Genomic DNA, 19,886 nt, shown 5'->3' with positions numbered 1-19,886 from the left:
GTGTCGACCAAGGTCGCCCCCTCGATCACCTCGGAGGCAGGGTTTTCTGACGCAGGATGTAGACCGTCACCAGTACGGCGCTGGTCAGCATGAACCCGCGCGCCCAAGGCGAAGGCACCAGGTAGCAGGAGACGCTGATACTCAACCACATCAGGCCGATGGCGTAGACCTTGCCCTTGAGCGGGATGCCGTTGCCGTCCAGATAACCACGAATCCACGGGCCCAGCTGCGGGTGTTCCACCAGCCAGTGGTAGAAGCGCGGCGAGCTGCGTGCAAAGCAGGCGGCGGCAAGGAGGAGGAAGGGGGTGGTGGGCAGCACCGGCAGGAAAATGCCAATCACTCCCAGCGCCACGCTGAGCCAGCCGATAGCCAGCAGCGTATAGCGCAGGAGCGGCGAGCGATTGCCCATGGGTGTCACGGGCAAACCACTCAGTGGTGGCGAGGCTTGAGAATCGCCGGTTTTTCGTCGGGCGCGTTGCACAGCAGGTACAGCGCGGTCAGGGCTTCCGGGATCTGTACGATCATGTCGTCCATCAGGTTGGCGTCGGCGGCGATATCGGAGAATTCAGCTTCTTCCTCGAACAGGCCAGAACCGACCATGATCGGCAGGAGCATCTCGCTGACTTCTTCTTCAGCCGACTCGAACCAGGCGGCTTCACGCAGAAACACGCCTTCCATGAAACCGATGCACCAGCCGCGCAGGTCGGAGTCGTCCGGATCTTCGCCCAGGTCCAGCTCGCACGGCAACTCGAATTCCTCGTCGGATGCCAGTTGGCGACCGATGTGGGCCTTGAGGGCCAGCAGGGTGGATTCGATTTCCTCGCGGTGGGCGTCGTCGGTGTAGCGAGGCTCCTCAGCGAACAGCGCGTCGATCCATTCACGGTCGGGGACGACTTCGGCGCAGATCGACAGGGCGGTCAGGTAGCCGTGGGCGGCCACGTAGTCCAGCGCCTCGTCATGCAGCTCATCGGCGTCGAGGAAGGCTTGCAGGCGGGTTAGTTGCTCAGCGAAGGACATTGAAGGACTACCTTGGGAATAAACGATGCTGAATTCTAGGCTTTCTTGAGCGCCCAGGCCAGCCGCACTGCATATTTGCCAGGTTTTAGCGAGAGAGGTCTATTCGTCAGTCGCGCCCTTTGCCGGATGACGCTCGGGTATACTGCCGCGTTTTGTGATGCCCCATGCAGGCTGGTCGGCAGCGCGGGAAAACTTCGCTTACGGATTATTTTCCGTGCCAGCACCGTTTTTCGGCCAGCCTGTACAGAGGGATTTTGGCACCATTTTGGAGTTTTACATGCTCGAGCAGGCTCAACGCGTCCTCAAGGACATCTTCGGCTACGACAGTTTTCGTGGCCGCCAGGGTGCGATCATTGAGCGCGTGGCCAAGGGTGGTGATGCCCTGGTATTGATGCCTACCGGTGGTGGTAAATCCTTGTGCTTCCAGGTGCCCGCTTTGCTGCGCAACGGCCTGGCGGTAGTGGTTTCGCCTTTGATCGCGTTGATGGACGATCAGGTGGCCACCCTGGAAGAACTCGGCGTCGCTGCCGCCTCCCTGAATTCCACCCTCAGCGCCGAGCAGCAGCGCGACCTGGCCGCACGCATCAAGCGCGGCGAAGTGAAAATGCTTTATCTGGCCCCCGAGCGTCTGGTGCAGCCGCGCATGCTGGCGTTCCTGCAGAGCCTGGAAATCGCCCTGTTCGCCATCGACGAAGCTCACTGTGTGTCGCAATGGGGGCATGATTTTCGTCGCGAGTATTTGCAGTTGGGCCAGTTGGCCGAGCTGTTTCCCGACGTGCCGCGTATCGCCCTGACCGCCACCGCCGACAAGCGTACCCGCGAAGAAATCGTCGAACGCCTGCATCTGCAGAACGCCGAGCGCTTCCTGTCGAGTTTTGACCGGCCGAATATCTTCTACCGCATTGTGCCCAAGGAGCAGCCGCGCAAGCAGTTGCTTGCGCTCCTGTCCGAGCGGCGCAGCGATGCGGGCATCGTCTATTGCCTGTCGCGCAAAAAGGTCGACGAAGTCGCCGCGTTCCTTTGCGAGCAGGGCTACCCGGCGCTGCCGTACCACGCGGGCCTGCCCAATGAGACACGCTCGGCCCACCAGAAGCGCTTCCTCAATGAGGAAGGTCTGATCATGGTGGCAACCATTGCGTTCGGCATGGGCATCGACAAGTCAAACGTGCGCTTCGTCGCTCACATGGACCTGCCCAAATCCCTTGAGGCCTACTACCAGGAAACCGGGCGTGCCGGCCGCGATGGCCTGCCGGCAGATGCCTGGATGGTCTACGGGCTGCAGGATGTGGTGATGCTCAAGCAGATGCTGCAGAACTCCGAAGGCGACGAGCGTCACAAGCGCCTTGAGCAGCACAAGCTCGACGCCATGCTGTCGCTGTGCGAAGAAACCCGCTGCCGCCGCCAGACCTTGCTCGCCTACTTCGACGAAGACATGCCCGAGCCCTGCGGCCATTGCGACAACTGCACCGATGGCGTGCAGACGTGGGACGCCACCGAGCCGGCGCGTCAGGCGTTGTCGACTATCTACCGCACCGGCCAGCGCTACGGCGTGGGCCACCTGGTGGATGTGCTGCTGGGCAAGGACAACGAGAAAGTGCGCAGCTTCGGCCACGAAAAACTCTCGGTCTACGGCGTCGGCAAGGCCCGCGCCGAGGGCGAATGGCGCTCGCTGTTCCGGCAGATGGTCGCGCGCAACCTGGTGGACATCGACATCGAAGGCTACGGTGGTCTGCGCCTGAACGACAGTTGCCGGCCGCTGCTCAAGGGCGAAGTGACCCTGGAACTGCGCCGCGATCTCAAGCCCCAGACCACCGCGAAAAGCAGCAGCACCAGCCCGGCCAGTCAGTTGGTGCGCGGTGAAGAGCGCGAGCAGTGGGAAGCCCTGCGCACCCTGCGCCGCAAACTGGCGCAGGAACACAGCGTTCCGCCTTACGTCATCTTCCCCGACTCCACCCTGCTGGAGATGCTGCGCGAGCAGCCCACCACCATGGCCGAGATGGGCAGAGTCAGCGGCGTGGGCGCGCGCAAGCTGGAGCGTTATGGCCAGGCCTTCCTCGAAGTGCTGGGCGGGCAGGCCGAAGCGCCGAAGGAAGTCGCCGATATCCGCCACGAACTGATCAGCCTGGCGCGGGCCGGCATGACGCCGATCCAGATTGCCGGCCAACTGCAATGTTCGGAAAAAAACGTCTATACCTTGCTCGCCGAATCCATTGGCAAGCAGCAATTGTCACTTGAGCAGGCCCTTGATTTGCCGGAGGATCTGCTCGGCGAAATTCAGGATGCGTTTCTTGACGGAGAGGGCGAATTGCCGCCGGTTGCGGAGATCGCACCGTTGTTCAGCGGACGTGTTCCGGAAGGCGTCTTGTACTGCGTACGGGCGGCCTTGCAGTCTGAATTCGAGATTTAATGGGTCAATTGCGACAATGTAACGAATCAGTACATAGCCACTATTGCCTATGGGCATGGCTCATGCTTAGCTGACTAATAATTAGCCAAACTTTATTTTCAGTCTAACCCACGAGTTTTTTATGCCGTTAACCGATCAACACCGATTTGGCATGCAATTGGCGCAAATGTCCCGAGGTTGGCGCGCCGAGCTTGACCGCCGCCTCGCGGGGTTGGGCTTGTCCCAGGCACGCTGGCTGGTGCTGCTGCACCTGGCGCGGTTCGAAGACGCGCCGACTCAGCGAGAGCTGGCGCAGAGCGTTGGTGTGGAAGGTCCGACCCTTGCGCGGTTGCTCGACAGCCTCGAGGGGCAGGGGTTGGTGCAGCGTCAGGCGGTGGTGGAAGACCGGCGGGCCAAGCGGATTTTGTTGTGTGATACGGCTCGGCCGTTGATTGATCAGATTGAGACGATTGCGACTGCCTTGCGCCATGAGTTGTTTGTGGGGGTGGATGAGGCGGATTTGAAGGTGTGCATGCGGGTGCATGGGCATATTTTGCGGAATTTGGAAAAGTCTTGATTGAGTGAGTGCCGTGGTTTGGTGGGTCCCCCCTCCCACATTGGGATCTCCATTTTTCCGATGGATATCACACTGCTTTTGCTTTGGTTACTTTGAACTGGGCCGGCATTCCGGCTCTTTTCCAAAGTGATCCGCCGTAGGGGCGGAACCAATATCCGGGGACTGTCATAAATTTTGTGTTCGGGCATAACATGTTGATAGAGGTGCATGTATGCCGACCAAAAAGAAACCGGCCCGTGAGGCCCCGCGAGACCTTCCATCCATTCCCCAAGAGCTGATCGACCAGTTCGTCAGCGGCCCGATGAGTGCCGAAGCCATTCAGGATGCCTCGATGGCGTTCAAAAAGGCGCTGATCGAGCGAGCTCTTGGTGCCGAGTTGGGCCACCACCTTGGCTATCCTCAGGGCGCGGAGCGCCCTGAGGAATCGAGTAACCAGCGCAACGGCAAGAGCGGAAAAACGGTGCTAACCGATGACGGTCCGCTGCGTTTGGACATTCCCAGAGACCGTGATGGAAGCTTTGCTCCGATTCTGATCCCCAAACACGAACGGCGTTTTACCGGCTTCGATGACAAGATTATCGCGATGTATGCCCGAGGCATGACGGTTCGCGAAATCCGGGCGTTTCTCTCTGAACAGTACGGAACAGACGTCTCTCACGATTTCATCAGCTCCGTCACTGACGCAGTGTTGGAGGAGGTTACCGCCTGGCAACAGCGACCGCTTGAACCGATGTACCCGGTAATTTTCTTCGATGCATTGCGAGTCAAAATTCGCGACGAAGGCCTGGTTCGCAACAAAGCGATCTACTTGGCACTGGGAGTATTGCCGGACGGAACGCGAGATATTCTGGGCATTTGGATTGAAACAACCGAAGGCGCCAAATTTTGGATGAAGGTCTTTAACGACCTGAAAACCCGAGGCGTCGAAGACGTCTTGATCGCCGTAACTGACGGTCTCAAAGGCATGCCCGAAGCGCTGAGTGCTGTGTTTCCTGAGACGACGTTGCAGACCTGCATCGTCCACCTGATCCGTAACAGCCTCGATTACGCCCCGTGGGATAAGCGCCGTGAGCTGGCCAAGGCACTGAAACCGATCTATCAAGCACTTAATGCTGACGCCGCAGAACAAGCGCTACTGGCTTTCGAAGCCGGGCCTTGGGGTAAGCAATATCCGACAGTCGTATCGGCTTGGAAACGTGCTTGGGATCGAGTTATACCGTTCTTCGTGTTTCCCCCGGCAATACGCAAAGTGATCTACACAACCAATGCCATCGAGAGTATCAATGCCCAGTTGCGCAAGGTCATCAAAACGCGAGGCCACTTCCCAACGGATGAGGCCGCGACAAAGCTAATCTGGCTGGCATTACGAAATATCACCGCGAACTGGGGCAGTGCGGCTCATGATTGGAAGAACGCAATGAATCAATTTGCGATTCTGTACGGAGATCGATTTATCAGGCCGACCTGGTAAAGATAGGGCCTGCCTGACGGCAGGCCTTAACCGGCCCGAACACAAAAAATCTGACACTCTCAATATCCGCCATCACCGCAGCAACGGGTATATACCCCACCCAAAAACACCCCCCTTAAAACGTCTGCCCCAAATTCAAATAAACCGCCTTCTGCCGCTCATCATTAAATCCGTAACTGAAATTCAGCGGCCCCAGCGGCGTATCAAACCCCAAAAACACACTCGCAGCATTGATATACCCGCTGTCGAACTCATTATCATTGTTCCACGCCCGACCCCGCTCCAGAGATGCCCCCAGGTACAGCGGAAAATCCAGCGGCAGATATGAGCGCGGTGTCAGCCGGCGATAGTAAACCGCCCGCATCAGGCTGATGTTCTGCCCCGAAATCGCATCCTGACGAAACCCCGACAGCTGCCGCGCGCCGCCCAGCAGAAAGCTGGAAACCACCACCTCCGAATTGTCCAGCGTGCGCCCATAACGCCCACCCAGCACCAGGGTGTCGGGGCCGTGGCTCATGGCTTTGTCCAGCTTGAACTCCCATTGTCGGTAGCGTTGGTCGGAGCCCAGTCCCGGTTCGAATTCGCGAAACGCCAGGCTGATATCTTCGCCCGTGTGGGGGAAGTACACGTTGTCCAGCGAATCGAAGGAGTATTTGAGTTCATAGAAGCCTTCGCTGAAGCTTGCGCTCGGCAGGTCGCGTTCGCCGATGCGTACGTCCGCCTTGCCCCAGGCTTCGCCGACGCCGAAGCGAATCTCGCCGCTGTTGCCGATCTGCCGGCCGACATTCAGGCCGAATCCGTAGCGCTCCACGCGGTATTCGGCGATCGGGTCGTTGTCCAGCACCAGCTCGACGTTTTGTGCCTTGGCGGTGATATAGGGCGCAACGAAGTAACGCGAGCCAGCGTCCATCGGTTGGTAGAACTCGCTGTACAACTCCTGCCGATCCCCGATCTGCATCCGCGTCAGCCATTCGGCGCCGAGGCGGTTGATGCCGTTTACACGGTAACTGGCGCCCAGGTTGAAGGCACTGTCGCCGCGCATGTCGTCTGACAGATTCAGGCCCAGGCGCAGGTAGTCGGTGCCGCTGCGCTTGCCCCGTGCGCTGATCACCAGGGTGTTGTCGCGGCCCTTTTTCACTACGCGGTATTGCACCTGCTCGAAGTAATCCAGGCCATACAGGGTGCCCATGTCCGATTGCAGTCGACCCAGGTTGAGGGGCTCGCCCAGGGGTTGGCGAATGTAATAGCGGATCACGTCATCGCTGACTTTCGAGTCGTTCTCTACGGTGATAGCGGTGATGACCGGAGTGCGTTCGCCCGGTGCCCGCGCGGCCGCCAGTTCGGCGTCAATGGGTTCGGCGGGGCGCAAGTGGGCCAGGCGCTGGTCGAGTGCGCGGGTGGCGCGGTAGCCGGCGTCGATCATGTCCCTGGCGCGGCCGAAGTCGCTGACGCCGTAGGCGCTCAACGGCGGCTGGATCAGCACGTCCTTGGGATGCAGGGCCTTGAGTTGTTCTTCGGAATTGCGCCGGGTCATCAGGGTGATGGATTGGTTGAGTACGTCCACTACCGTTGCCAGTTGCTTGCGCGAGCGCAGCGGGGTGCCGATGTCGACCACGATGGCAATGTCGACGCCCATCTCACGGGCCACATCCAGGGGAATGTTATCGGTCATGCCACCGTCCACCAGCAATCGGCCGTCCAGCTCCACCGGGGCGAACACGGCGGGAATCGACATGCTGGCGCGAATCACCTGGGGCAGGTGGCCCTTGCTGAACACCACTTTTTCGCCCGTGGTGATGTCCGTGGCCACCGCCCGAAACGGGATGGGCAGTTTGTCAAAATTACGCGTGTTGCTGCTGTGGGCGAACATGCTCTCCAGCAGCAGCGCCAGGTTCTGGCCCTGGATCACGCCCAGCGGCAGGCCGAGGCTGCCATCGTCGCGAAAGCTGAGTTTCTGCTTGACCAGGAAATCCCGGTCATCCTGTTTGCGTCGAAACGGTACGTCCTCGCGCGGTGGCGCATCGGACAGGGCTTGCTGCCAGTCGATGCCCAGCGCGAGTTTTTCCAGTTCGTCGATCTTGTAGCCCGATGCATACAGCCCACCAATCACCGCGCCCATGCTGGTGCCGGCGATGGCGTCGATGTGGATGCCTTGCTCCTCCAGCGCCTTGAGCACGCCGATGTGGGCCAGGCCACGCGCGGCGCCGCCGGACAGCACCAGGCCGATTTTCGGCCGTGGTGGTTCAACGGCATCGACAAGAAGAGGGAGCAGGCACAGGAACAGGAACAGGCAGGACAGCAGGCGGCGCATCATGAATCTCAAGGCTGGGCGATAATGGCCGGTATTATAGCCACTCGATCCGCCGAGGCCGTTACGCCAGGAGCCTGTCAAATTATGTCCGTGAGCAAACCCGAGATCGTCATCACCTACTGCACCCAATGCCAATGGCTGCTTCGCGCGGCGTGGCTGGCGCAGGAACTGTTAAGCACCTTTGCCGAGGACCTGGCCCGGGTCGCGCTGGAGCCTGCGACCGGCGGGACGTTTCGGATTACCTGCGACGGCGTGCAACTGTGGGAGCGCAAGGCCGACGGCGGTTTTCCCGAGGCCAAGGTGCTCAAGCAACGGCTGCGCGACCAGATCGACCCGCAGCGTGACCTCGGGCACAACGATCGTACCGCGTAGGGATCAACTCGCCCCCGCCGGCTGTTTGGCCTGAGCGGCGCTGCCCATCAGGCCGGACAGCACGATGGCGACGATGATCAGCGCGCCGCCCAGCAGCATGCGTAGGGTTGGCGTTTCGGCGAACAACAGCCAGGCCACGGTAATGCCATAGACCGGCTCCATGGCGAACACCACCGACGCAGTGCGCGCCTTGATCACTGCCAGGCTGGCGACAAACAGACTATGGGCCAGGCCCGTACAGAACACCCCGAGCAGGCCGATCCACAGCCAGTCAATCGCGCGCACATCCGCCAGCCCCGGTGCCGCCACGGGCAACAGGCACACCGCGACCACCACGTTCTGGCACAAGGCCGCCTGCACCGCCGGAACTCGCCCGGAACCGGCACGGTTATTCAGTGACAGCAACGAGAACAGCAACCCCGAGGCAATCCCCCACAGCAGGCCGCCGGTGGCTTCGCTGGCGAGATTGAAGTCCGGCGTCACCAGCACCAGGCCCACCGTGACCAGCGCCACCAGCAGCACTTCATTGGCGCGAATGCGTTCGCGAAAAATCAGCCCCTCGAGAATCACGGTAAACGCCGGAAACGCGGTAAACCCCAGAGTGGCAACCGCGACACCGGCGACTTTGACCGCTATGAAGAATGTCACCCAGTGCGCCGCCAGCAAAACGCCGCTGACCACCAGTCGACGCCAGTCGCGCCGCAATGGTTTCCAGGGGGCATTGCTGGCGAACCGGGCAAATACCGCCAGGGCCAGCACGGCAAACGCGGCGCGACCAAACACGATGATGGCGGGGGAGGCGGCGGCCAGTTTGCCGAATACGCCAGTGAGGCCAAACATCAGTGCGCCGATATGCAGGGCGCCGAGGGCTGAGCGGGGAGTCATTGCGATCCTTGAATCAACGAGCGGACAGGTGCGCAGTCTAGAGGGTCGCGCAGGTCAGCGTCTGTCGTCCGCGCTGCGATTTTTATCGCGTGACGTTTCCTACACTGCACGCTGCAGCGGGATGAAAGAAGCAGGAGCGCTGTCATCAGACTGACGCACCGTTGTCATGGGCTATTAATCGCCAGGGCGCAAGCTCGCGAAAACACCGCCGAGGCAAGCCCATGACCAGTGCAGAGTCCATCAAGCCCAGCCGCAAGCAACGGGTGCGTACCCTGTGGATTTCCGACGTGCACCTGGGCACCCGGGATTGCCAGGCTGAACACCTGTCGCAATTTCTCAAGGGCTATCACGCCGACAAGGTGTACCTGGTGGGCGATATCATCGACGGCTGGAAAATGCGCGGCGGCATGTATTGGCCCCAGGCCCACACCAACGTGATCCGCCGCCTGCTGACCATGGCCAAGCGCGGCACCGAGGTGATCTATGTCACCGGTAACCATGACGAATTTTTAAGGCGCTACTCCAAGCTGATCCTGGGCAATATCCAGTTGGTGGATGAAGCCGTGCACGTCACCGCTGATGGTCGTCATCTGCTGGTGATCCACGGGGACCAGTTTGACGTGATCACCCGCTATCACCGCTGGCTGGCGTTCCTGGGCGACTCGGCTTACGAATTCACCCTCACGTTGAACCGCTGGCTCAACCATTGGCGGGCGCGCTATGGCTACGGCTATTGGTCGCTGTCGGCGTATTTGAAGCACAAGGTCAAAACGGCGGTGAGTTTTATCAGCGATTTTGAAGAAGCCATCGCCCATGAAGTGACCCGGCGCGAACTGCATGGCGTGGTGTGCGGGCATATTCACCATGCCGAGATTCGCAAGGTGGGCGAGGTGGATTACCTCAACTGTGGGGATTGGGTGGAGTCGTGCACGGCGCTGATCGAACACTGGGATGGGCAGATCGAGTTGTATCGCCTGGCAGATGCGCAGGCGAAGGAGGCGCTGCTAAAAGCTGAGATGGTGGCAGGCTAAAGGCCCATGCAACCCAAATGTGGAAGGGGGCTTGGGCCTCCCACATTTAGCGTCGGTTTCGTCAGTTGAAGACGTCGGCGATGGCTTGGGCCAGCAGGGTAAGGCGCGTTGCATCCATGCCTGCGACGTTGGCCCGTCCAGAACTCACCAGGTACACGCTGTGCTTTTCTCGCAGTTGCTGGACCTGCTCGGCACTCAGGCCGGTGTAGGAAAACATTCCGCGCTGCGTCCCGATATGCGCAAACTTCTCAGCCAGCCCGTGCGGCGCCAGGGCGTCCACCAGCCCGGCACGCAATTGCGCGATGCGCGAGCGCATGGCTTCGACTTCGCCGCTCCACAGAGCGCGCAGTTCCTCGTCGCCGAGGATGGTTGCAACCACTGCCGCACCATGATCCGGCGGCGTCGACCACAGGTTGCGCGCGGTATTGGCCAATTGGCTGCGGACATCCGTGAGCTTCTCGGCATCGGCCGCACACACGATCAGCGCGCCAACACGGTCGCTGTAGAGGCCGAAGTTCTTCGAGCACGAGCTGGTCACCAGCACTTCGGGCAACTGGGCGGCAAACAGGCGCACGGCCCAGGCGTCTTCTTCCAGGCCGTCGCCAAAGCCCTGGTAGGCGAAGTCGATCAGCGGCAGCAACCGGCGCTCGCGCACGATCTGCAACACATGGCGCCAGTCATCCTGGGACAGGTCGAAACCGGTCGGGTTGTGGCAACAGGCGTGCAGCAGCACCACGTCACCCTCCGGCACCGTGGCCAGCGTCGCCAGCATTGCCGCCACGTCCAGGCGATTGTCAGCCCCCACGTAGGGGTAGTGGCTGACCTTGAGCCCGGCTTTGGCGAAGATGCTTTCGTGGATCGGCCATGTCGGGTTGCTCAGCCAGACACCGCGGCCGGGCAAGCTCTGGGCGATGAAGTCGGCGCTCAGGCGCAGGGCGCCGGTACCGCCCGGCGTCTGGGTGGCGCCGGCGCGGCGTTCGCCGAGCACGGTTGAATCGGCGCCCAGCACCAGTTCGCAGAGCAGGGTGCCGAAAGCCGCATTGCCGTGGCCGCCGATGTAGGTCTTGGTGGTCTGCCTGTCCACCAGGCGCTGCTCGGCGAGTTTCACCGCGTGGGGAATCGGCGTCAGGCCCTGATCATCCTTGTACACGCCCACGCCGAGGTCGAACTTGTGCGGGTTGGTGTCCTGGGCATACAGGTCCATCAGGCCCAGGATCGGGTCGCCGGGCACGCGGGCAATGGCATCGAAATGCATTACTTGCGGCCCTCGGCGCCGGTGGCCACTTCGTCGGTGCGCGCGGCCATGATGAAGTCGTTGCGGTGCAGGCCCTTGATCGAGTGGCTCCACCACGTCACGGTGACCTTGCCCCATTCGGTGAGCAGGCCGGGGTGATGGCCCTCGGCTTCGGCGATTTCACCCACGGCGTTGGTGAAGGCCAGGGCGAATTTGAAGTTCTTGAACAGAAATACTTTTTCCAGTTGCATCACGCCGTCGCGCACTTCGATGTTCCAGTCGGGGATCTGCTTGAGCAGCACCGGCAACTCTTCATCGCTGACTTGCGGGGCGTCGGCGCGGCAGGCTTCACAGTGGGCTTGGTTCAACGTGGTCATGGAGATGTCCTGAATTCGAAAGGTGAAGGTCAGTGGCGTCACCCTAAAGCAACGCGCGGCCAGGGAACAGACTCACCTGGCTTCAAAATACAAGGTTCACGCAGCCTTGGGCTTGGGTGGGAACTTGGGCGCGTGCAGCCCCAACTGCATGCCGCGCTCGACCATGCCCATGATGTCTTCCTGTGCGACGTCGAACAGGCGCTTGAGCTCGGGCAAGACAAAATACAGCGGTTGCAGGATGTCGATGCGATACGGCGTGCGCATTGCTTCCAGCGGGTCGAAGGCTTGATGTTCGGGCTGCGCAGACAGGCTGTACACCGTCTCTCTGGGTGACGACAGAATACCGCCACCGTAGATGCGCAGGCCGGCGGGGGTATCGACCAGGCCAAATTCGATGGTCATCCAGTACAAACGCGCCAGGTACACCCGTTGCTCCTTGGTGGCCGCCAGGCCGAGCTTGCCGTAGGTGTGGGTGAATTCAGCGAACCAGGGGTTGGTCAGCAGCGGGCAGTGGCCGAAGATCTCGTGGAAAATATCCGGCTCTTGCAGATAGTCGAGTTCCTCGCGGGTGCGGATGAAGGTGGCCACCGGAAACTGCTTGCTGGCGAGCAGTTCGAAGAAAGTCTGGAAGGGGATCAGCGCCGGCACGCGGGCCACTTGCCACCCGGTGGTGTCGGCCAGCACTTGATTGATTTCGCCCAGTTGCGGGATGCGGTCCAGTGGCAGGGCAAGCTTGTCGATACCGTCCAGGTATTCCTGGCAGGCGCGACCCTCGATCACAGTCAGTTGGCGCGTGATCAGGGTGTTCCATACCGCGTGTTCTTCCGGCGAGTAATGGATAAAACCTTGCGCATCGGGCTCGCGGGCCACGTATTGCGTCTGCTTCATAGGGTTCTCCTGCTAGGCGTTCGTTATTGTTATGTCCTGCGATACCGGTATTGATACGCCGTGCCGGGCGGGATTCCATCCGCTTTAAAGGAGATGTTGCAGGAAAAGTTACCGTGGTTCGTAAAGTATTCGTTACGAACAGGCGCTCGTCACGGCGTTGGGCTGGGAAAAGGACACTGGCTGTAACATAATCTTGACGACAATCTGCGCGCAGCGGCAAAAACACGCGGTGCCTTCCCACTATTCGGGTTTCTTCATGCGTATCAAAGTGCATTGCCAGAACCGCATTGGCATTCTGCGGGACATTCTCAACCTGCTGGTGGAATACGGCGTCAACGTCGCCAAGGGCGAGGTCGGCGGTGAGCATGGCAACGCCATCTACCTGTACTGCCCGAACCTGGTGAACATGCAGTTTCAGGCCTTGCGCCCGCAGTTCGAGGCCATTGGCGGGGTATTCGGCGTGAAGCGGGTAGGGCTGATGCCCAGCGAGCGCCGGCACATGGAACTCAACGCTTTGCTTGGCGCCCTCGAGTTTCCGGTGCTGTCGATCGATATGGGCGGCTCCATCGTCGCTGCCAACCGTTCGGCTGCACAGTTGCTCGGAGTGCGGGTGGACGAGGTGCCGGGGATTCCGCTGTCGCGCTACGCCGAGGATTTCGACTTGCCGGAGCTGGTGCGCGCCAGCAAGTCGCGCATCAACGGTTTGCGGGTCAAGGTCAAGGGCGACGTGTTCCTGGCCGATATCGCGCCACTGCAATCGTCCGAACACGACGACAGCGAAGCCATGGCCGGCGCCGTACTGACCCTGCACCGTGCTGACCGCGTCGGTGAGCGCATCTACAACGTGCGCAAGCAGGAGTTGCGCGGCTTCGACAGCATTTTCCAGAGTTCCAGGGTCATGGCCGCCGTGGTCCGCGAAGCACGGCGCATGGCACCGTTGGATGCGCCGCTATTAATAGAAGGCGAAACCGGCACTGGCAAGGAACTGCTGGCCCGCGCCTGCCATCTGGCCAGCCCGCGTGGGCAATCGCCGTTGATGGCGCTCAACTGCGCGGGGTTGCCGGAATCGATGGCCGAGACCGAGCTGTTCGGCTACGGCCCCGGCGCATTTGAAGGTGCGCGCGCCGAGGGCAAGCTCGGGCTGCTGGAACTGACGGCGGGCGGGACCTTGTTTCTTGATGGCGTGGGGGAAATGAGTGCGCGGTTGCAGGTGAAGTTACTGCGGTTTCTGCAGGACGGCTGCTTTCGTCGGGTGGGCAGCGATGAAGAGGTTTACCTGGATGTGCGGGTGATTTGCGCGACCCAGGTGGATTTGTCCGAACTCTGCGCGCGGGGGGAGTTTCGCCAGGACCTGTATCACCGGCTGAATGTGTTGTCGTTGCACATCCCGCCGTTACGCGAGTGCCTGGATGGTCTGGCACCGTTGGTGGAGCACTTTCTCGACCAGGCCAGCCGGCAGATCGGCTGCCCGCTGCCGACACTGGCGCCGGCGGCCATGGACCGGCTTGCGCATTACCATTGGCCGGGGAATGTGCGGCAGTTGGAGAATGTGTTGTTTCAGGCGGTTTCGTTGTGTGAGGGCGGGGTGGTCAAGGTGGAGCATATTCGACTGCCCGATTATGGCGTGCGTCAGCCGCTGGGGGATTTTTCGCTGGAAGGGGGGTTGGAGGCGATTGTCGGGCGGTTTGAGAAGGCAGTGTTGGAGGCGTTGTACGTGGAGCATTCCAGTAGTCGGCAGTTGGGCAAGCGGTTGGGGGTTTCGCATACGACTATTGCCAATAAGTTGCGCGATTATGGGGTGGTGAAAGGGGGGTGAGTGGTTTTTTGGGTGGGGTACATATCCGTTTCTCAGGTCACGGCGACTGGCGGTTCCGCCCTTACGGCGGTTCACTTTGGAAAAGCCGGAATGCCGGCCCAGCCCAAAATAACCAAAGGGCTTTTGCCCCAACACTCGGCACCTCGCCCAAGCCTGGGCGCCTAAGATCAAGAGCGCTGCGGCCTTAGAGCCGACCGGGATTGTCTGCCGTACGTTGTAAATGTGGGAGCTGGCTTGCCTGCGAAGGCATCGACTGGGTTTTCCTGATGGATTGAGGTGTCTGCATCGCAGGCAAGCCAGCTCCCACAGAGAAGCGGATTGGTGACAGATCATGCTTTTGCCCTGCTTTGCTTTGGCTTTTGATTTTGATCTCAGGCGCCCGAGAGTGTCAGATTTTTTGTGTTCGGGCCGGTTAAGGCCTGCCGTCAGGCAGGCCCTATCTTTACCAGGTCGGCCTGATAAATCGATCTCCGTACAGAATCGCAAATTGATTCATTGCGTTCTTCCAATCATGAGCTGCACTGCCCCAGTTCGCGGTGATATTTCGTAATGCCAGCCAGATTAGCTTTGTCGCGGCTTCATCCGTTGGGAAGTGGCCTCGCGTCTTGATGACCTTGCGCAACTGGGCATTGATACTCTCGATGGCATTGGTTGTGTAGATCACTTTGCGTATCGCCGGGGGAAACACGAAGAACGGGATAACTCGATCCCAAGCACGCTTCCAAGCCGATACGACTGTCGGATATTGCTTACCCCAAGGCCCGGCTTCGAAAGCCAGTAGCGCTTGTTCTGCGGCGTCAGCATTAAGTGCTTGATAGATCGGTTTCAGTGCCTTGGCCAGCTCACGGCGCTTATCCCACGGGGCGTAATCGAGGCTGTTACGGATCAGGTGGACGATGCAGGTCTGCAACGTCGTCTCAGGAAACACAGCACTCAGCGCTTCGGGCATGCCTTTGAGACCGTCAGTTACGGCGATCAAGACGTCTTCGACGCCTCGGGTTTTCAGGTCGTTAAAGACCTTCATCCAAAATTTGGCGCCTTCGGTTGTTTCAATCCAAATGCCCAGAATATCTCGCGTTCCGTCCGGCAATACTCCCAGTGCCAAGTAGATCGCTTTGTTGCGAACCAGGCCTTCGTCGCGAATTTTGACTCGCAATGCATCGAAGAAAATTACCGGGTACATCGGTTCAAGCGGTCGCTGTTGCCAGGCGGTAACCTCCTCCAACACTGCGTCAGTGACTGAGCTGATGAAATCGTGAGAGACGTCTGTTCCGTACTGTTCAGAGAGAAACGCCCGGATTTCGCGAACCGTCATGCCTCGGGCATACATCGCGATAATCTTGTCATCGAAGCCGGTAAAACGCCGTTCGTGTTTGGGGATCAGAATCGGAGCAAAGCTTCCATCACGGTCTCTGGGAATGTCCAAACGCAGCGGACCGTCATCGGTTAGCACCGTTTTTCCGCTCTTGCCGTTGCGCTGGTTACTCGATTCCTCAGGGCGCTCCGCGCCCTGAGGATAGCCAAGGTGGTGGCCCAACTCGGCACCAAGAGCTCGCTCGATCAGCGCCTTTTTGAACGCCATCGAGGCATCCTGAATGGCTTCGGCACTCATCGGGCCGCTGACGAACTGGTCGATCAGCTCTTGGGGAATGGATGGAAGGTCTCGCGGGGCCTCACGGGCCGGTTTCTTTTTGGTCGGCATACATGCACCTCTATCAACATGTTATGCCCGAACACAAAATTTATGACAGTCCCGGCGCCCCGTCAACCACGCCGGCGTGCGGGCATTTCGAGCCAGTCGCCGTTACCCAAATAACGGATATGTACACAACCTCCCCCCAAAAAAACCAACCCGCGTCAGTTTCAAGTCCGATACTTGCCGCCCGCGGCAGTAGTCCGCCGTTTTTTCGACTATCCCCCACCCATCCGCCCACCCCAACTCCCCCCAAACCCCCGCCCCACCTGCACTTTCGTCCATTCTAAAAAGTTGGACCGCAAATTGCTTAAGCCACATCAGTACAGCGGTGGGCGGCAAGCGTCCGTCAGAAAGAGGATAGAGCGTGGACAAATACCTTTACGTGGCAATGACCGGCGCCAGCCAGAATGCTCTGGCGCAGAAGGCCCATGCCAACAATCTGGCGAACATTTCCACCAACGGCTTCCAGCGCGACCTGGAGCAGGCGCGTTCGATGCCAGTGTTTGGTGACAGCTTTCCGGCGCGGGCGTTTGCCCTGACCGAACGGCCGGGCACTGACTTCTCGCCGGGTGCCATGATCGAAACCGGTCGTGACCTCGATGTGGCTGTCGGCGGCGACGGCTGGATGGCCGTGCAAACCCCGGATGGCGGCGAAGCCTACGTGCGCAGCGCCAGCATGAATGTGGACGCGCTGGGCGTACTGCGCGCCGCCAACGGCATGCCGATCATGGGCAACGGCGGTCCGATTGCCGTGCCGCCCCAGCAGAAAATCGAAGTGGGCACCGACGGCACCATCAGCATCCGTGCCATGGGCGAAGGCCCGCGGGTGATGGCCGAAGTGGACCGCATCAAGCTGGTCCAGCCGGACCTCAAGAACATGACCAAGGGGCTGGACGGCACCATCCATACCAAGGATGGCCAGCCTGCCCAGGCCGATGCGCGGGTCACGCTGAACTCGGGGTTCCTGCAGGCGAGCAACGTCAACGCGGTGGAGGAAATGACCGCGGTGCTGGCGCTTTCCAAACAGTTCGAGCTGCACATCAAGATGATGAACAGCGCCAAGGAAGACGATCAGGCCATGACTCGCGTCATGCAGATGAGCTAAGTCACCCACTAATTTCGCAGCACGGCGCCAACGATCAGGCGCACGAAGGAGAACAGCATGCTTCCGGCTCTATGGGTTGCCAAAACCGGTTTGTCCGCCCAGGACACCAACCTGACCACCATTTCCAACAACCTGGCGAACGTCTCGACCACGGGTTTCAAACGTGATCGCGCCGAGTTCCAGGACTTGCTCTACCAGATCAAGAAGCAGCCGGGCGCCCAGTCGACCCAGGACAGCGAACTGCCGTCGGGCCTGCAACTGGGTACCGGTGTGCAGATCGTCGGCACCCAGAAAAACTTCACCGCCGGTAACCTGCAGCAAACCGGGCAACCCCTGGACATGGCAATCAACGGCAAGGGGTTCTTCCAGATCCTGCAACCAGATGGCACCACGTCCTATACCCGTGACGGCACATTCCACCTGGACGCCAACGGTCAGGTCGTCACCGCCAACGGTTTTGCCCTGGAGCCGGCGATTGTAGTGCCTGCCAACGCGCAAACCTTCACCGTCGGTAACGACGGCACCGTGTCGATCACCGTGGCCGGCAACCCGGCGTCGCAAGTGATCGGCAACCTGCAGACCGCCGACTTCATCAACCCGGCCGGCCTGCAGGCCATGGGCGGCAACCTGTTCCTGGAAACCGCCTCCAGCGGCGCGCCGCAGATCGGCACCCCAGGCCTCAACGGTTTCGGCACCACCCTGCAAAGCACCCTGGAAACTTCCAACGTCAGCACCGTTGAGGAGATGGTCAACATGATCACCACTCAACGCGCTTACGAGATGAACTCCAAGGTGATTTCCACCGCCGACAAGATGCTTTCGTTCGTTACGCAGAATCTGTAATCAAGTCTATGGGGCGCTTGCGAGCGCGTCTGCAACACCGTGAGGTTAGGGTCATGAATCGCTTTGTTTGTGTTTTGGCATTGAGTGGGATCAGCGTGCTGGCGGGATGTGTCGCGCCGTCGCCGAAACCCAATGACCCGTACTACGCGCCGGTGCTGCCGCGCACGCCATTGCCGGCGGCCGCCAACAATGGCTCGATTTACCAGGCCGGTTTCGAGCAGAACCTGTACAGCGACCGCAAGGCGTTCCGGGTCGGTGACATCATCACCATCACCCTGAACGAGCGTACCCAGGCCAGCAAGAACGCCAATTCCCAGGTGGGCAAGACCAGCAAGGCCGGCATCGGCCTCACCTCGTTGTTCGGCGCCGTGCCCAACGTCAATAATCCGTTGGGCGATGGCGACCTGAGCCTGAGTGCCGGCTACAGCGGCGACCGCGCCACCAACGGCAAGAGCGCGGCAGGGCAGGGCAACAGCCTTACCGGTTCGATCACCGTGACCGTGGCCGATGTATTGCCCAACGGCATCATCGCCGTACGCGGTGAAAAGTGGATGACCCTCAACACCGGCGACGAGCTGGTGCGCATTGCTGGCATGGTGCGTGCAGATGATATTTCCACCGACAACACCGTGCCGTCGACCCGCATCGCCGATGCCCGCATCACGTACTCCGGCACTGGCGCGTTTGCCGATGCGAGCCAGCCGGGCTGGTTCGACCGTTTCTTCCTTAGCCCGCTGTTTCCTTTCTAGGTGCCCATTAAGGTGAGAACTTTGAATCTCAAGCAACTGCTGGCGGCGGCGCTCCTGCTGAGCCTGAGCGCGGTCGCCCAGGCCGAGCGCCTGAAAGACATCGCCAGTATTTCCGGCGTGCGCTCCAACCAGTTGATCGGTTACGGCCTGGTGGTGGGGCTCAGCGGTACGGGCGACCAGACCACCCAAACCCCGTTCACCCTGCAGACCTTCAACAACATGCTCTCGCAGTTCGGCATCAAGGTGCCGGCGGGTTCGGGCAACGTGCAACTGAAAAACGTCGCGGCGGTGTCGATCAGCGCCGATTTGCCGGCGTTCTCCAAGCCGGGCCAGGTGGTGGATATCACCGTGTCGTCCATCGGCAACTCCAAGAGCCTGCGTGGCGGCACCTTGCTGATGACGCCGCTCAAGGGTATCGACGGCAACGTCTACGCCATCGCCCAGGGCAACCTGGTGGTGGGCGGTTTTGACGCCGAGGGCCGCGACGGTTCGAAGATCACCGTCAACGTTCCGTCAGCCGGACGCATCCCCGGCGGTGCCACGGTGGAACGCACCGTGCCCAGCGGTTTCAACCAGGGCAACAGCCTGACCCTGAACCTCAACCGCTCCGACTTCACCACTGCCAAACGTGTGGTCGACAAGATCAACGACATGCTCGGCCCAGGCGTGGCCCAGGCCATCGACGGTGGCTCCGTGCGCGTCACCGCGCCACTGGACCCAAGCCAGCGCGTCGATTATCTGTCGATCCTGGAAAACCTCGAGGTCGATCCCGGCCAGGCGGTGGCCAAGGTCATCATCAACTCGCGTACCGGCACTATCGTGATCGGCCAGAACGTCAAGGTTTCGCCGGCGGCAGTCACACACGGCAGCCTGACCGTGACCATTACCGAAGACCCGATCGTCAGCCAGCCCGGCCCGTTGTCCAACGGCCAGACGGCCGTGGTGCCACGCTCGCGGGTCAATGCCCAGCAGGAAGCCAAGCCGATGTTCAAGTTCGGCCCCGGCACCACCCTGGACGAGATCGTCCGTGCGGTGAACCAGGTGGGCGCGGCGCCAGGCGACTTGATGGCGATTCTCGAAGCCCTGAAACAGGCCGGCGCCTTGCAAGCCGACCTGATCGTGATCTGA

The 19,886-nt window shown here is 60.6% G+C and carries 18 protein-coding genes; 10 read left to right on the top strand and 8 right to left on the bottom strand.

What is annotated here, in order from left to right:
• Positions 1-25: 25 nt before the first annotated feature.
• Together H045_RS13225 and H045_RS13220 are read right to left on the bottom strand one after the other, a co-directional pair.
• A complete protein-coding gene (locus tag H045_RS13225) occupies positions 26-409 on the bottom strand; it encodes a YbaN family protein (RefSeq protein ID WP_003238781.1) in 384 nt (127 codons plus the stop codon).
• 20 nt (positions 410-429) lie between these two features.
• On the bottom strand, positions 430-1,017 hold the full coding sequence (locus H045_RS13220) for a UPF0149 family protein (RefSeq protein WP_003238779.1): 588 nt from the start codon (positions 1,015-1,017) through the stop codon (positions 430-432).
• Between the two features lie 277 nt (positions 1,018-1,294).
• Here H045_RS13220 and recQ point away from each other — a divergent pair, with 277 nt between their 5' ends.
• The 3 genes from recQ to H045_RS13205 all read left to right on the top strand — a co-directional run bounded on the left by recQ (position 1,295) and on the right by H045_RS13205 (position 5,451).
• Positions 1,295-3,424: a DNA helicase RecQ gene (gene recQ, locus H045_RS13215; protein WP_015372602.1), complete on the top strand. Its 2,130-nt coding sequence runs from the start codon at positions 1,295-1,297 to the stop codon at positions 3,422-3,424.
• A 121-nt stretch (positions 3,425-3,545) separates the two neighbouring features.
• Positions 3,546-3,980: a MarR family transcriptional regulator gene (locus tag H045_RS13210; protein WP_003238775.1), complete on the top strand. Its 435-nt coding sequence runs from the start codon at positions 3,546-3,548 to the stop codon at positions 3,978-3,980.
• Between the two features lie 211 nt (positions 3,981-4,191).
• Positions 4,192-5,451, top strand: coding sequence for an IS256 family transposase (locus H045_RS13205; protein WP_015372597.1), 1,260 nt, complete (start codon positions 4,192-4,194; stop codon positions 5,449-5,451).
• Between the two features lie 115 nt (positions 5,452-5,566).
• Here the strand turns inward: H045_RS13205 and H045_RS13200 are convergent, their stop codons facing one another.
• A complete protein-coding gene (locus H045_RS13200; RefSeq protein WP_015372601.1) occupies positions 5,567-7,762 on the bottom strand; it encodes a patatin-like phospholipase family protein in 2,196 nt (731 codons plus the stop codon).
• A gap of 84 nt (positions 7,763-7,846) precedes the next feature.
• Between H045_RS13200 and H045_RS13195 the strand changes: the two genes are divergently transcribed.
• Positions 7,847-8,134 carry an Rdx family protein gene (locus tag H045_RS13195; protein ID WP_003238771.1) on the top strand — a complete coding sequence of 96 codons (288 nt, stop codon included), beginning with the start codon at positions 7,847-7,849 and terminating at the stop codon, positions 8,132-8,134.
• A 3-nt stretch (positions 8,135-8,137) separates the two neighbouring features.
• On the opposite strand, the gene H045_RS13190 is transcribed toward H045_RS13195, so the two are convergent.
• On the bottom strand, positions 8,138-9,019 hold the full coding sequence (locus H045_RS13190) for a DMT family transporter (protein ID WP_015372600.1): 882 nt from the start codon (positions 9,017-9,019) through the stop codon (positions 8,138-8,140).
• 221 nt (positions 9,020-9,240) lie between these two features.
• Here H045_RS13190 and H045_RS13185 point away from each other — a divergent pair, with 221 nt between their 5' ends.
• Positions 9,241-10,050, top strand: coding sequence for a UDP-2,3-diacylglucosamine diphosphatase (locus H045_RS13185; RefSeq protein WP_003238767.1), 810 nt, complete (start codon positions 9,241-9,243; stop codon positions 10,048-10,050).
• A gap of 61 nt (positions 10,051-10,111) precedes the next feature.
• Here the strand turns inward: H045_RS13185 and H045_RS13180 are convergent, their stop codons facing one another.
• The 3 genes from H045_RS13180 to phhA form a co-directional block, all read right to left on the bottom strand.
• Positions 10,112-11,305, bottom strand: coding sequence for an amino acid aminotransferase (locus H045_RS13180; RefSeq protein ID WP_015372599.1), 1,194 nt, complete (start codon positions 11,303-11,305; stop codon positions 10,112-10,114).
• On the bottom strand, positions 11,305-11,661 hold the full coding sequence (locus H045_RS13175) for a 4a-hydroxytetrahydrobiopterin dehydratase (protein ID WP_003238764.1): 357 nt from the start codon (positions 11,659-11,661) through the stop codon (positions 11,305-11,307). Before H045_RS13175 ends, H045_RS13180 begins: the two co-directional genes overlap by 1 nt.
• Before the next feature lie 96 nt (positions 11,662-11,757).
• A complete protein-coding gene (phhA, locus tag H045_RS13170) occupies positions 11,758-12,549 on the bottom strand; it encodes a phenylalanine 4-monooxygenase (protein WP_015372598.1) in 792 nt (263 codons plus the stop codon).
• Positions 12,550-12,805: 256 nt separating this feature from the next.
• On the opposite strand from phhA, the gene H045_RS13165 reads away from it, so the two are divergent.
• Positions 12,806-14,365 (top strand): sigma-54-dependent phenylalanine hydroxylase transcriptional regulator PhhR, encoded by a 1,560-nt coding sequence (locus H045_RS13165; RefSeq protein WP_003238760.1) that lies wholly within the window; start codon positions 12,806-12,808, stop codon positions 14,363-14,365.
• A gap of 442 nt (positions 14,366-14,807) precedes the next feature.
• Here H045_RS13165 and H045_RS13160 read toward each other — a convergent pair whose 3' ends face one another.
• Positions 14,808-16,067, bottom strand: a complete 1,260-nt coding sequence (locus H045_RS13160; protein ID WP_015372597.1) for an IS256 family transposase — start codon at positions 16,065-16,067, stop codon at positions 14,808-14,810.
• Positions 16,068-16,425: 358 nt separating this feature from the next.
• Here H045_RS13160 and H045_RS13155 point away from each other — a divergent pair, with 358 nt between their 5' ends.
• Genes H045_RS13155 through H045_RS13140 form a run of 4 tightly spaced genes read left to right on the top strand, consistent with a single transcriptional unit; the run spans position 16,426 to position 19,886 of the window.
• Positions 16,426-17,166: a flagellar basal body rod protein FlgF gene (locus tag H045_RS13155; protein ID WP_003230926.1), complete on the top strand. Its 741-nt coding sequence runs from the start codon at positions 16,426-16,428 to the stop codon at positions 17,164-17,166.
• A gap of 57 nt (positions 17,167-17,223) precedes the next feature.
• The gene (gene flgG / locus H045_RS13150; protein WP_003230929.1) at positions 17,224-18,009 is read left to right on the top strand and encodes a flagellar basal-body rod protein FlgG; all 786 of its coding nucleotides are present in this window, start codon (positions 17,224-17,226) and stop codon (positions 18,007-18,009) included.
• Between the two features lie 53 nt (positions 18,010-18,062).
• Positions 18,063-18,758: a flagellar basal body L-ring protein FlgH gene (gene flgH, locus H045_RS13145; protein WP_003230932.1), complete on the top strand. Its 696-nt coding sequence runs from the start codon at positions 18,063-18,065 to the stop codon at positions 18,756-18,758.
• 21 nt (positions 18,759-18,779) lie between these two features.
• On the top strand, positions 18,780-19,886 hold the full coding sequence (locus H045_RS13140; protein ID WP_003230933.1) for a flagellar basal body P-ring protein FlgI: 1,107 nt from the start codon (positions 18,780-18,782) through the stop codon (positions 19,884-19,886).

This window comes from Pseudomonas poae RE*1-1-14 (assembly GCF_000336465.1).
Classification (GTDB): Bacteria; Pseudomonadota; Gammaproteobacteria; order Pseudomonadales; family Pseudomonadaceae; genus Aquipseudomonas; species Aquipseudomonas poae.
The sequence above is the reverse complement of the archived record's forward strand: the minus strand, read 5'-3'. Positions and strand labels throughout refer to the sequence as shown.

Coding starts and splice junctions, on each gene's coding strand:
- flgG (WP_003230929.1), top strand. CDS start 17,224: ATGCTTCCGGCTCTATGGGTTGCCAAAACCGGTTTGTCCGCCCAGGAC.
- H045_RS13225 (WP_003238781.1), bottom strand. CDS start 409: ATGGGCAATCGCTCGCCGCTCCTGCGCTATACGCTGCTGGCTATCGGC.
- H045_RS13175 (WP_003238764.1), bottom strand. CDS start 11,661: ATGACCACGTTGAACCAAGCCCACTGTGAAGCCTGCCGCGCCGACGCC.
- H045_RS13165 (WP_003238760.1), top strand. CDS start 12,806: ATGCGTATCAAAGTGCATTGCCAGAACCGCATTGGCATTCTGCGGGAC.
- H045_RS13195 (WP_003238771.1), top strand. CDS start 7,847: ATGTCCGTGAGCAAACCCGAGATCGTCATCACCTACTGCACCCAATGC.
- flgH (WP_003230932.1), top strand. CDS start 18,063: ATGAATCGCTTTGTTTGTGTTTTGGCATTGAGTGGGATCAGCGTGCTG.
- H045_RS13180 (WP_015372599.1), bottom strand. CDS start 11,305: ATGCATTTCGATGCCATTGCCCGCGTGCCCGGCGACCCGATCCTGGGC.
- H045_RS13190 (WP_015372600.1), bottom strand. CDS start 9,019: ATGACTCCCCGCTCAGCCCTCGGCGCCCTGCATATCGGCGCACTGATG.
- H045_RS13205 (WP_015372597.1), top strand. CDS start 4,192: ATGCCGACCAAAAAGAAACCGGCCCGTGAGGCCCCGCGAGACCTTCCA.
- H045_RS13200 (WP_015372601.1), bottom strand. CDS start 7,762: ATGCGCCGCCTGCTGTCCTGCCTGTTCCTGTTCCTGTGCCTGCTCCCT.
- phhA (WP_015372598.1), bottom strand. CDS start 12,549: ATGAAGCAGACGCAATACGTGGCCCGCGAGCCCGATGCGCAAGGTTTT.
- H045_RS13210 (WP_003238775.1), top strand. CDS start 3,546: ATGCCGTTAACCGATCAACACCGATTTGGCATGCAATTGGCGCAAATG.
- H045_RS13185 (WP_003238767.1), top strand. CDS start 9,241: ATGACCAGTGCAGAGTCCATCAAGCCCAGCCGCAAGCAACGGGTGCGT.
- H045_RS13160 (WP_015372597.1), bottom strand. CDS start 16,067: ATGCCGACCAAAAAGAAACCGGCCCGTGAGGCCCCGCGAGACCTTCCA.
- H045_RS13220 (WP_003238779.1), bottom strand. CDS start 1,017: ATGTCCTTCGCTGAGCAACTAACCCGCCTGCAAGCCTTCCTCGACGCC.
- recQ (WP_015372602.1), top strand. CDS start 1,295: ATGCTCGAGCAGGCTCAACGCGTCCTCAAGGACATCTTCGGCTACGAC.